This window comes from Nocardia sp. NPDC006630 (assembly GCF_040611495.1).
Classification (GTDB): Bacteria; Actinomycetota; Actinomycetes; order Mycobacteriales; family Mycobacteriaceae; genus Nocardia.
The window spans coordinates 609,921-622,367 of the sequence record NZ_JBEXOK010000005.1; the positions used below are offsets into that span (position 1 = coordinate 609,921).

The window sequence follows — 12,447 nt, forward strand, 5'->3', positions numbered from 1 at the left end:
CCTCGCATTCTTGGGCATCAGTGTGTCGCATTCCTCGGCATCAGTGTGTCGCCGAGCGGCGATCACCGTGGCCGGGCGTGGCTGCCGCCAGGAATTGAGCGACCGATACCATGGTTGACCAAAGGCCGGGTAGCAAACGCCGGCTTTGTCATTCATCCAGTCGCTCGCCCGAATTCGGGCCGGGGGACTGTGCCGAGCTCCAGGAGGGGTCGATCCGATGAGCAGTCCCGTTACGGGCGAACGAAACGCCGGCCGCCCTCATACGGGTGGCGATGATCCGAACAAGGTCGCAATGCTCGGCCTCACCTTCGATGATGTGCTGCTGCTTCCGGCCGCGTCCGATCTCATCCCGAGTGCCGTCGATACCTCGAGCCTGCTGACGCGCGAGATCACGCTGCGCACGCCGCTGGTGAGCTCTGCCATGGATACCGTCACCGAGGCCCGGATGGCCATCGCGATGGCGCGGGCGGGCGGTATGGGCGTGCTGCACCGCAATTTGTCGGTGGCCGCACAGGCCGCCCAGGCGGAGACGGTCAAGCGGTCCGAGGCGGGCATGGTGACCGATCCGGTCACCTGTCGCCCGACCGATACCCTCGCCGAGGTCGACGCCATGTGCGCCCGGTACCGCATCTCCGGTCTGCCGGTCGTGGACGAGCAGGGCCAGCTGGTCGGCATCATCACCAATCGCGATATGCGCTTCGAGGTCGATCAGAACCGCCCGGTCGCCGAGATCATGACCCATGCGCCGCTGATCACCGCGCAGGAGGGCGTCACCGCTCCCGCCGCACTGGGTCTGCTGCGCCGCCACAAGATCGAGAAGCTGCCGATCGTGGACGGCAACGGCAAACTGCGCGGCCTCATCACGGTCAAGGACTTCGTCAAGACCGAGCAGTACCCGAACGCCACCAAGGACCGCGACGGCCGCCTGCTGGTCGGCGCCGCGGTCGGTGTCGGCGAGGACGCGTGGTCGCGGGCCATGACCCTGGCCGATGTCGGCGTCGATGTGCTGATCGTGGATACCGCGCACGGGCATCAGGCCGGCGTGCTGCAGATGGTCGCCAAGGTCAAGGCCGAGGTCGGCGACCGGGTGCAGATCATCGGCGGCAATGTCGCCACCCGCGCCGGTGCGCTGGCGCTGGTCGAGGCGGGCGTGGACGCCGTCAAGGTCGGTGTCGGTCCCGGTTCCATCTGCACCACGCGCGTGGTCGCGGGTGTGGGCGCGCCGCAGATCACCGCCATTCTCGAGGCCACGGCCGCCTGCCGGCCGCACGGTGTGCCGGTCATCGCCGACGGTGGTGTGCAGTACTCCGGTGATATCGCCAAGGCCATCGCCGCCGGTGCGTCGACCGTCATGCTGGGTTCGCTGCTGGCGGGTACCGCCGAATCGCCGGGTGAGCTGATTCTGGTGGGCGGTAAGCAGTTCAAGAGCTACCGCGGTATGGGTTCGCTGGGCGCCATGCAGAGTCGCGGCGAGGCCAAGTCGTACTCCAAGGACCGCTACTTCCAGGACGATGTGCTGTCGGAGAAGAAGCTGGTGCCCGAGGGCATCGAGGGCCGGGTGCCGTTCCGCGGTCCGCTGGACCAGGTGATCCACCAGCTGGTGGGTGGTGTGCGCGCCGCGATGGGTTACACCGGCGCGCAGACCATTCCGGATCTGCAGGCGGCGCAGTTCGTTCAGATCACGGCGGCGGGCCTGAAGGAGTCGCACCCGCACGACATCACCATGACCGTCGAGGCTCCCAACTACACCACCCGAGCCTGATTGCGTCTGCTCGATTCGCGCCCTGCCCCGGTCGAGTGCCGGGGCAGTTGTGCGGGGGAGCGGAGTGCGGCGCCGAAGGATTCGGCGCACCATTCGCCGAAATGATTCGGCGGCAATCAGATACAGAGAGGACTGACTCGCATGCGCGATATGGTCGAGATCGGCATGGGCCGGACTGCCCGGCGCACCTACGAACTGGACGATATCGACATCGTGCCGTCCCGGCGGACTCGTTCGTCGAAGCAGGTGTCCGTGGGCTGGCAGCTCGATGCCTACCGGTTCGAGATTCCGTTCCTGGCGCATCCGACCGATGCGCTGGTGTCGCCGCGGTTCGCCATCGAATTGGGCAAGGCCGGCGGGCTGGGTGTCATCAACGGTGAGGGCCTGTGGGCTCGGCATGCCGATGTCGAGGCCAAGATCCAGCAGCTGACCGAGGTCGCCGAGAAGGAGGGCACCGAGGCCGCCGTGGCACTGCTGCAGGAGCTGCACGCGGCGCCCATGCGGCCCGAGCTGCTCGCGGCCGCTGTCGCCGAGGTGCGTGCCGCCGGTGTGACCACCGCGGTGCGGGTCAGCCCGCAGAACGCGCGTGCGCTCACCCCGAGCCTGGTGCAGGCCGGGATCGACCTGCTGGTCGTGCACGGCACCATCATCTCCGCCGAGCACGTCGGAGACGGTGAACCGCTGAACCTGAAGACCTTCATCGCCGAACTGGATGTGCCCGTGGTGGCCGGCGGCGTGAGCGATCACCGCACCGCGCTGCACCTCATGCGCACCGGTGCGGCCGGCGTGATCGTCGGCTACGGCTCGATGCAGGGCGCCACGACCACCAATGAGGTGCTCGGCATCCGCCTGCCCATGGCCACCGCCATCGCCGATGCCGCGGCCGCCCGCCGCGACTACCTGGACGAGACCGGTGGTCGCTACGTGCATGTGATCGCCGACGGCGAGACGCTGTCCTCCGGCCATATCGCCAAGGCCATCGCCTGTGGCGCCGACGCGGTCATGCTGGGCGTGCCGCTGTCGCTGGCGCAGGAGGCTCCCGGCTCAGGCTGGTACTGGCCGTCCGCCGCCGCGCACCCGTCGGTCCCGCGCGGCGCGCTGCTGCCGTACGCCATCGACGAGGAGCGCGTCCCGCTCGCGCAGGTGCTCGAGGGCCCGTCCAACGACCCGTTCGGTTCGCTGAATCTGGTCGGCGGCCTGCGTCGCGCAATGGCCAAGACCGGCTACTCGGACCTCAAGGAGTTCCAGAAGGTCGGCCTGAACATCAGGGTTTAAGCGTTGCCTCTACGAGACGAACAACGTGGTTGACAGCGGCCCAAGATCTTCGCCCCCTGTTCATCCGCCTTCGGGCGTGATGGGCAGGGGGCGAAATCTGTAGGGCCGATACCGCTCGTGATGTTCTCAAGGGCGACAACTGATCTCGTGAGGTCGGGGTAACTCCCCGGGGACCCCCGAAATAGTTTCCGCTCTCAACCGCACTACGCGTCGGTACCGTCGACGGCACCCAAGTTGCGCGCTGAAGGTTCGGAGAGGCGGGTCAGCATGCGGGGGTTGGTGGTGGAGGTGCGGGGGACGATGTGGTCGTGCAGGAATTCACGGATGGCGGTGTTGACGGCTGCGGGGTGGGTGATGCTGACGGTTTGGCGGCCGCCTTCGATTTCCAGGTAGCGGGCGTCGGGCAGGCGGTCGGCGAGTTCGCGGGCGTGGGCGCGGGGGACGCCGCTGTGGGTGGGGTGGATAATCAGTGCGGGGCAGGTGATCTGGTGTAGTCGGTCCAGGATCGAGTCGCGGGTGAGGAGGGCGCCGGCGGCCACCTCGATGGCATCCGGATCGCGGGCGAGCCAGCGTTCCACCCAGATGGTGCGGGACCACTCGTCGTCGCCGATGAGCCAGTGCGCCAGATGATCGGCCAGGGCCGGGCGCGGGCCGTCCTCATTCCATTTGTCCAGGAAATTGCGGGCATTGGCGAGTTCGGCGCGGGAGGGTTCGTGCGCCTCGGTGCTCATGAGCACGAGTGCCGCAACACGTTCGGGCGCGAGCAGGGCCGCGCGCAGCGCGATGAACCCGCCCTGCGAGATCCCGCCCAGCACCGCCTGCTGCGCGCCGAGTTGATCCAGCACGGTCAGCGCGTCGCGGGCGCAGGTCCAGTAGGTGAACGGCAGCCCCTCGTCCCGAGTGCGACCGTGCCCGCGGGCATCCCAGGACACCAGCCGGAACTCCGGGGTCAATGCGGCCGTTTGCGAGGCGAACATTGTTCTGTCCATGAGGAATTCGTGCCCCAGCAGCAGTACCGGACCCTCGCCCCCGCTGTCTTCGTAGTGGATCTCTGCATCGATCGCACGGGCGAATGGCACGAGGTAGAGGATAGCCAGCACCGGTGACAATCAGCGTGGCTTTCCCGGCCACCGGTCCGGCCCGGGCCCCTGGACCTGTCGCTTCGAGCCCGAGTGCCCACCCGGCGCGGGACGCTGTGCCCTACCGCCTTCGCGCGAATGCCGCTATTGTCCGCGGGCCGATCGGACCGCATCGGCCGTGTCCGCATCCAGCAGCGCTTATATGGGCTGTTCGACACTGATGAGAGCTGTTTCGTGGCTGGTTCGGGTTTCGGGTCGCCCGGGGCACGTGTGGGCTGGCTCGCTCTTTAGACTGGCGCAGTGGCAGATACCCAGCGACCAGTCCTTGTTGTCGACTTCGGCGCGCAGTACGCGCAGCTGATCGCGCGCCGGGTGCGCGAGGCCAGTGTGTACTCCGAGGTGGTTCCGCATACGGCCACCGTCGAGGAGATCGCGGAGAAGAACCCGCTCGCCGTGATTCTTTCGGGTGGTCCGTCCAGTGTGTATGCCGAGGGGGCGCCGCAGCTGGATCCGCGGCTGTTCGATCTCGATGTGCCGGTTTTCGGTATCTGCTACGGCTTCCAGGCCATGGCGCAGGCGCTCGGCGGCACCGTTTCGCATACCGGAACCCGTGAGTACGGGCGTACCGAGTTGAGTGTGGACGGCGGCGTTCTGCACGGCGGCCTGCCGACCCGGCAGCCGGTGTGGATGAGCCACGGTGACGCGGTCACCGATGCGCCCGCCGGTTTCGAGGTCACCGGTACCTCCGCCGGTGCGCCGGTCGCGGCGTTCGAGAACTTGGAGCGGCGGCTCGCGGGTGTGCAGTACCACCCCGAGGTGCTGCATTCGCCGCACGGTCAGCAGGTGCTGAGCCGGTTCCTGCACGAGATCGCCGGGATTCCCGCGGCGTGGACGGCATCGAATATCGCCGAGGCGCTGGTCGCGCAGGTGCGCGAGCAGGTCGGCGACAGCCACGCCATCTGCGGTCTGTCCGGCGGTGTGGATTCCGCGGTGGCGGCGGCGCTGGTGCAGCGGGCCATCGGCGACAAGCTGACCTGTGTGTTCGTCGATCACGGGCTGCTGCGGGCGGGCGAGCGGGAGCAGGTGCAGCGCGATTTTGTCGCCGCGACCGGTGCCCGGCTGGTGACCGTGGACGCTGTGGACAAGTTCCAGAGTGAGCTGAAGGGTGTCACCGACCCGGAGGAGAAGCGCAAGATCATCGGCCGGGAGTTCATCCGGGCCTTCGAGGACGCGGTGTCCGAGGTGGTCGGCGAGCAGGGTGAGACCAAGGTCGAATACCTGGTCCAGGGCACGCTGTACCCGGACGTCGTCGAATCCGGTGGCGGTACCGGTACCGCGAATATCAAGAGCCACCACAATGTCGGTGGCCTGCCCGACGATCTCGAATTCGATCTGGTCGAACCGCTGCGGTTGCTCTTCAAGGACGAGGTGCGTGCCGTCGGCCGCGAGCTCGGCCTGCCCGAGGAAATCGTTGCGCGCCAGCCGTTCCCGGGTCCCGGCTTGGCCATCCGCATTATCGGTGAGGTCACCTTCGAGCGACTCGAACTGCTGCGGCAGGCCGACGCCATCGCCCGCGAGGAGCTCACCGCCGCCGGTCTGGACAAGTCGATCTGGCAGTGCCCGGTGGTGCTGCTGGCCGATGTGCGCAGTGTCGGCGTGCAGGGCGACGGCCGCACCTACGGTCATCCGATCGTGCTGCGCCCGGTCTCCAGCGAGGACGCCATGACCGCCGACTGGACCCGCCTGCCGTACGAGGTGCTGGAACGCATTTCGACCCGCATCACCAACGAGGTGCCGGACGTCAACCGCGTGGTGCTCGATGTGACGAGCAAGCCGCCGGGCACCATCGAATGGGAGTGAGTTGACTCCCCGGACATAACGAAGGCCCCTTGCCATTGCTGGCGAGGGGCCTTCTGCCTTCTCGGAGGGCAGTCCGCGAAGGCGTCCGCGCTGCCCCGGCGAGGGTGGGGCAGCGCGGCGCGCTAGTCGCTGTTCTTACGTGGCGACAGAACCAATACGATACCGACAACGATTGCGGCGATCACCACGATCCACCCCAGTGACAGTCCACCTGATACCGGCCAGGAGTGCGGGCCGATGAAGGCCCACACGCTCACACCGAGTCCCAGCAGTCCTGCCAGTAGCAGTGAGAACGACGGACGACGATTCTTCTGCTCAGCCACGATTCACCTCCGCGTTTCCCATCTGCACATCGACGGTCAGATTCAGCACCGGACCCGTTGCGGGCCCTGACATTCCACTTACGCAGTTCGAATCACCCATGTGCACAGTGCAACTGGTGTCGACACGCAGGTTCTGGGGCAGTACCACCCGGGCGTCACCCATGCGCACCGAGACCTTGACGGCCCGATCCTCGGTGAGCTGCAGTTTGCTCAGGTCGAGCGTCGCCGAGCCCATCGAGACGTGATACGCGGGCAGCAGTTCGGTCTGCGCCACCGCGGCCCATCGGTGATCGCCCACCGAGCCCTTGTCGAATTCGATGGGGCCGATCAGCGAGGACAGAATGACGAAACCGGCAAGGGGCGCAAGCAGAACCATGAGTCCGTAGCCGCGCCGCAGGAAGGCGCCGACGATCAAACCGAGTGCGATCACGGCCAGTGCGGCGGCGCCGATGCGGCTGGGCGTCATCCACTCCACACCCGAGGCGGCCGCTGCTCCGGCGGCGGCCGCAGCCAGGATGGCCAGGCCGATCACCATGAGGGTCAGGCGGGAGCGGGGTTTGCGCGGTGTGGCCTGCACCGGGAGGGTCTGCTGGACCGGGCCGGGGCCGGGTTCGGGCAGATCCCAGGCCAGCGGGGCGACGCCGAGCGGATCCCAGCCGGGTGGGGTGGGGCCGAAGTCGGGGGAGATGGGGGCGGGGCCATAGGCGGTGTAGGGGCGCTCGGAGGCGGACGGAATCCGGTGCAGGACAGGCGGTGTGCCGTCGGGCTGCTGATCCTGCGGTGCCTCGGGTCCGGATGCGTCCTTCTCGCCGGTTCCAGTGTTGCCGGCCCCGGATTCGTTCGGGGAGTCGGTCCGATCCGCGGCATCCTTGCGGAGTACAACCGTCGCCTGGTCATCGGCCGTTGCCGGGACATCCTGGCTTGCAGTAGCGTTCACCTCCGGCTTGCGGAGAACCTCGGTATCGGATTCCGTTACGGGAGTCGAAACATCCTGCGCCACAGTCGGAGCGGACTTCAGGACCGTGTTGTCCTGAGCTGCGCCCTCGGGGTCAGGTGAAAACCCCTGCTGGGCAAAGGCTTCCGTAGGCGCATCCGAAGACGGCTGCTGGTTCGGATCGTGCTGGTAGCTGTCCGGCAGCTTCGTGTACGGCCCGTAGGTGTCGAATGGTGCTGTGGTGCCCGGGTATCCGGTCCAGAACGGTGAGTTCGCCATGGGGAACTCACCGAGCGTTGCATCGGCGGCAGCCTGCTCCAGATAGTCCTGCGGCGGTGCCGGCTGCCGCTGGTGCAGCAGCCACCAGCCGGCCAGCATGAGCGCGAAGCTGATCACCCCCGACCCGCCCAGTCCGACGCCGACGGGACCGACGGTGGTGACGGCGATACCCAGCGCCACCAGCAGCACAATGGTCTTGGACGAGGTCTGCGAGCTCTGCCCCCGCCCGAAAAGCGATTCCGCCGCGGAGGATTGATCACCCGACTGGCTCAGCAGCAGCCAAGCCATCAGATAAAGCACGATCCCCGCCCCGCCGAACAGCGCCGACGTCACGAACGCGACCCGCACCAGCACCGGATCCACGTTGTACCGCCGCCCGAACCCGGCCGCCACCCCCGCGATCGGCCCATTGTTCGGCAGCCTTACCGGCCGGGTCTGCCACATATCGTGAAGCTGATCAGCGAACCCGGCACGCCCGGTGCCCCTGGACCAGTCGCTCGTTCTCGTCATGGGTTCCATAGTCGTTGCGGGGCCGCTCCGGGCGCATCGGGGAACACCCTGAAACACCACCTGAACTTGCCCGCAGGTGCGCTATCGACATGGTCAGCACACTGATCGGTGCACTGATGGACCGCACGGTGGCCGGTAGGCCGGTCGCGGTAGACAGCGATGCCGCAGCTGAGGAGTCCGCAGCGTGCCGGTGACGCTGCAGATGCGTTCGGGGTGGTCAGTGTGAGATCTCCGCTGCGCCGGTCAATTGCACGGTGGCTTGTAGGGCAGCTGAGGTAGATAGCGGTGCCACAGCTCGGGAGTCCACATCGAACCGGTGACGGTGCAGATGCGATCGATGGCATGCTGCTCATCCAAGTCCCACAGTCGAATCGCGCCATCCGCGGACCCTGCGGCCACGCTCCTCCCGTCAGAATCCAGGCTGGCGTCCCAGCTGTATGGCCCAGACTGTAGAAGAGTGGCTGTCAGCGCCGGGTATGCCGGGTCGTGGAAATCCCATAGCCGTAGTGCGCCGTCGTCACTGCTGGTGAGCAGAGTTCGCGAGTCGGTCGTGAACGCCACCGTACGGATGGACAGAGTGTGCAGGGCGACCGGTTCGCCGAGCCGGATCGGTCTGGCCGGATCGCTGATGTCCCAGCTCTGAATCGTCTCGTTGTCGATGACGATCATGCGTTGCAGATTCGGTGTGAGAACGGTTCGCGCGGTGTTCGTGGCGGATCGCCTCAGCAGCTCACTGATTTGGCGCGGGTGCGCCGGGTCGCTGATATCCCAGAGGGTGATGACATTCTCGGGTTGTGCACCGGTATGGCTCAATTGGTCTATCGCGAGGGTTTTGTTGTCCGGACCGAAGTACACCGAGTTGGTGACCGCCGGCATTTGCCACGGCCGGCCGATGGGTACCGGCCGGGCGCGATCGCTGAGATCCCACAGTTGAAGCATGTTGCCGTCGAAGGTGGCCAGCAGTCGCCAGTCATCGCTGAACGTGACGCCGCCGTTCTTCGAGATGGGTAGTTGCCACTGGCCGATGGTGCGGATGTGCGCGGGATCGGATATGTCGAGAATCAGGCGGGAGTTGTTGGACGGATCTCGCACCAGCAGTGTGGAGCCGTCCGCCGACAGGCTGGCCGAACTGAATCCGGGTTCGACCTGGTACTCGCCGATTCGTTTGGGCGCCTGTGGATTCCGGACGTCCCACAGCCCGAATCTGCCGTCGCTGGAGGCGGTGACCATTCGGGAACCGGTCGAGTCGAAGATCGGATGTGTCACCCAGCCCGCCTGCCCCGTCAGGACGGCCGAGGGTAGCGACCACACCTTGATGGTGCCGCTTCCGTCGCCGGCGGCGAGCGTATGACTGCCGGGAGCGAAGGCCAGGGCGGTCGGGCCGCTGGTGCACGGCATCGTCTCGCCTCCGTAATGGCAGATCCCGAGACCGGCGGGCAAATTCTCGACGATTCGGCCCGGGTCGGCTGGTTCGGCGAGATCCCATATGCCCGCACCGCTTGCGCCGCTCGCGGCGAGTACCCGCCCCTCGGAGCTGAAGGTTATGGCCCACAGGCCGCTCAGACCGGTTTCGAGGGTGGGGTACTGGCGGGCATGATCGGGTTCGGTGACATCCCACAGGCGCACGGTGGCCGCCGAGCGAGTCATCGTCTGGATGCCCTCGGTGCTGCTCCCGATGGCCAGAACCCCGCTGTCCGCGCTGAAGGCGAGATCGAGCCGCTCGTTGATTGCTCCGCCCAGAGCCGGTGCCAGCAGTGTGAGATCGGTCGACGCACCCCACAGCTGGACCACCTGACTCTGCTCGTCGGGCTGTACGACCAGGGCCAGCATGTGCCCGTTCGGGCTGAACCGCAGCGGGCCGATGCTCGTGACGCGATTGCCCTGGTTCAGCTGCCGCGACGGACCCATGACGGGTGCGGCGGGATGGCTGATATTCCACAGGGTCAGCTGAGTCAGGGTCAGCGTCGCAAGTGTTCGACCGTCCGGTGCGAACGCTATTTTGGCGATCGTCGAGTCAGGCAATTGCGGCAGGGTGCTGAGTGGCCTGGGTGTGCTCGGTACCGAGATGTCCCACAGCGTGAGGGGATGATCCGGAGCGTTCGCGGAACCGGTGGTGGCCATCAGGGTGCCGTCCGGGCTGAAGTCCACATCGCCGATTCCGTCGAGCTGTCGCCCCAGGGACCGTGGGTGCTGCGCATCGGTGGTATCCCACAGGTGCAGTCCACCGTCGGAGGAGAGTGCGGCGAGTGTCTTGCCTCCGGCCTGGTACACGAGTTTCGCGACGCTCTGTGGGGCTGCGGGGGTCGCGGTTGCCAGCGGTGTGTTCTGCGTCCGCAACAGCCGGGACCGCACCTCCTGATCGCCGGGCCGCATGCGCCAGGCGATCAGATTCAACTGTGCCGCAAGGGAAGGATCCGTCTGTTGGATCTGGTCCGCCGAGGTGAGTACGGCGGCGAAATTCTTGTCGTCACGCCGCTGGTCGGCCAGGCGAATCTCGGTGTAGGCGGTGAAACCCAGGATCAGCAGCGCGACGCCGAGCAGCGCCAGGATCGTTCTGGTGCGGGAGGATCGGCGCCGGGTGTGATCGCGGGCGGTGGATGCGGCGGTGAGGAATTCGTGGGCCAGGGGGCCGACCGGGGGTGGGTCTACGTTGTCGAGGGCGTTGTGGAGGCGGGTGCCTCGGTAGAGGAGGGAGGAATCGCGTTCTTGGGCAGCCCATTCGGCGGCGTCGGTCTCCAGGCGCTGGCGGGTGAGGTAGCCGACGCGGTCTTCGTCGATCCAGGCGCGGAGGCGGGGCCAGGCGGTGAGGATGATTTCGTGGGTCAGGGTGACGGCGTCGGAATCCAGGGTGGTGAGGCGGGTGCGGGAGAGCAATTCCAGTGCGGCGGTGGCGTCTTCGGGGTTGGAGGCGAGGCGTAGGAGGTCCGGGCGCTGGGCGGGGCGGCGGGTGTCACGGGAGTCCTGGGTCACCGTGACCAGTCCGAGCAGGATCGCCTTGGCGGCCTCGCGCTGGGTGGAAGAGAGTTCGTTCCAGGCGTATTCGGCGGTTTCGGCCACCGAGCCGACCACGCCGCCGGCATTGCGGTAGCCGGTGACGGTGAGGCGGCGGCCTTCCCGGTGCTGCCAGGTCGCGGCCATGACGTGCGAGAGCAGGGGGAGGGCGCCCGGATCGTAGGTGCGGCGGCCGTGATGGTCACCGGCACCGCACAATTCGGTGATCACCAATTCTTCGAGGCCGGGTTCCAGCTCCAGGCCGACAGCCCGCGCCGGGCCCGAAATCGCCTGCGCCAGTTCGTCGGGGCGCATCGGGCCGAGCAGATAGCTGCGGTGTTCGAGGGCATCCTGCAGGACCAGGTAGTTCAGACAGTGTGCGTAGAAGTCGGCCCGCAGCGCGACCACCACGGCGATCGGATCATCGGCGCGCTCGGCGCAGCTGTTCAGCACGGTCAGGAACTCCTCGCGTTCCTGCTCGCTGTCACAGGCGGTGAACAGTTCCTCGAACTGGTCGATGACCAGCAGCCGCCGCGGACCGCCGCTGCGCGGAGCCAGCGCAACGCGGATCGCCGCGACCGGCGTCGTCGCGGACGCGGTGCCGGGATCTGCTGGGGCACCGTCCGATTCCGATACCGGTCCGGCTCCCGAGTCCGGTGCAGCCTGCGTGGCCGTTGCAGCGTGCATGAGGTCCGCCGCGGTCTGCGGATTCGATGCCGTTGTGGTGGTGTGGTCGGTAGTCGGTGCGGGTACGAAGTCTGGATGCAGCTGGGCAGGGACGTTGTCCGTGATGGCCTCGAGGAGGGCGGTCAGAGGGTGCGGGCCCGGAGTGAGAGCTGTTGTCTCCCAGTCGGCGAGGGTGGGTAGCAGGCCTGCGCCGAGCAGGGAGGATTTGCCCGCGCCGGAGGCGCCGATCACGGCGACCATGCCGGTGGAATCGCGGACCAGGGCGGTGAGTTCTGTGGTGGCGCGGGTGCGGCCGAAGAACAGGGTGCGATTTTCCGGGCGGTAGGAGGTCAGGCCGGGGTAGGGGCAGGCGGCGTGGTCGTCCTCTTCGGGGTTCCACGTGGTGGCGGCGTGCCAGAGGCGTTGCCATTCGCGGGTTTCCGCGAGTTCGCGGGGGAGTGGGTGCCCGGCTTTGCGGGCGAGTTCGACGAGGGTGAGCACCACCGGGAGCAGGGATTCGAAGCGGGCCGGGACATTTCGGCCCGCCTTCCAATCGCTGATGCGCTGGGCGGATGCGCCGCCCGGACGATTGCCCTGGGCGGCGCGCATCCGGGCTTCCGCCGCGGTGGCGACCCGGCGGAGAGTCGGATTGCCTGCCGCTTCATAGAGTTCGGTGAATCGCTGCGCGAAAAGAGCTCGTGGCGAACGGATCTGCTCCTCGGCCTCCCCGGTCACCATGGTGCTTCCCCTATGCGCTTGTCCCCCGCG

General features: G+C 67.3%; 7 protein-coding genes. 3 read left to right on the forward strand and 4 right to left on the reverse strand.

Annotated features, from left to right (window positions below; all coding sequences use genetic code 11):
- Positions 1 to 217: 217 nt before the first annotated feature.
- A complete protein-coding gene (guaB, locus tag ABZX86_RS17720) occupies positions 218 to 1,762 on the forward strand; it encodes an IMP dehydrogenase (protein WP_327143833.1) in 1,545 nt (514 codons plus the stop codon).
- A gap of 141 nt (positions 1,763 to 1,903) precedes the next feature.
- Positions 1,904 to 3,037 carry a GuaB3 family IMP dehydrogenase-related protein gene (locus ABZX86_RS17725; protein WP_355124633.1) on the forward strand — a complete coding sequence of 378 codons (1,134 nt, stop codon included), beginning with the start codon at positions 1,904 to 1,906 and terminating at the stop codon, positions 3,035 to 3,037.
- A gap of 203 nt (positions 3,038 to 3,240) precedes the next feature.
- Here ABZX86_RS17725 and ABZX86_RS17730 read toward each other — a convergent pair whose 3' ends face one another.
- Positions 3,241 to 4,116 carry an alpha/beta hydrolase gene (locus ABZX86_RS17730; RefSeq protein ID WP_355124635.1) on the reverse strand — a complete coding sequence of 292 codons (876 nt, stop codon included), beginning with the start codon at positions 4,114 to 4,116 and terminating at the stop codon, positions 3,241 to 3,243.
- A 300-nt stretch (positions 4,117 to 4,416) separates the two neighbouring features.
- On the opposite strand from ABZX86_RS17730, the gene guaA reads away from it, so the two are divergent.
- Entirely contained in the window at positions 4,417 to 5,976 is a 1,560-nt protein-coding gene (guaA, locus tag ABZX86_RS17735; RefSeq protein WP_355124637.1) for a glutamine-hydrolyzing GMP synthase, read from the forward strand.
- 122 nt (positions 5,977 to 6,098) lie between these two features.
- On the opposite strand, the gene ABZX86_RS17740 is transcribed toward guaA, so the two are convergent.
- The 3 genes from ABZX86_RS17740 to ABZX86_RS17750 form a co-directional block, all read right to left on the reverse strand.
- Positions 6,099 to 6,299, reverse strand: a complete 201-nt coding sequence (locus tag ABZX86_RS17740) for a hypothetical protein (protein WP_297622160.1) — start codon at positions 6,297 to 6,299, stop codon at positions 6,099 to 6,101.
- On the reverse strand, positions 6,292 to 8,022 hold the full coding sequence (locus tag ABZX86_RS17745; protein WP_355124639.1) for a PspC domain-containing protein: 1,731 nt from the start codon (positions 8,020 to 8,022) through the stop codon (positions 6,292 to 6,294). Before ABZX86_RS17745 ends, ABZX86_RS17740 begins: the two co-directional genes overlap by 8 nt.
- Before the next feature lie 243 nt (positions 8,023 to 8,265).
- Positions 8,266 to 12,417 carry a hypothetical protein gene (locus tag ABZX86_RS17750; RefSeq protein WP_355124641.1) on the reverse strand — a complete coding sequence of 1,384 codons (4,152 nt, stop codon included), beginning with the start codon at positions 12,415 to 12,417 and terminating at the stop codon, positions 8,266 to 8,268.
- Positions 12,418 to 12,447: the final 30 nt, after the last annotated feature.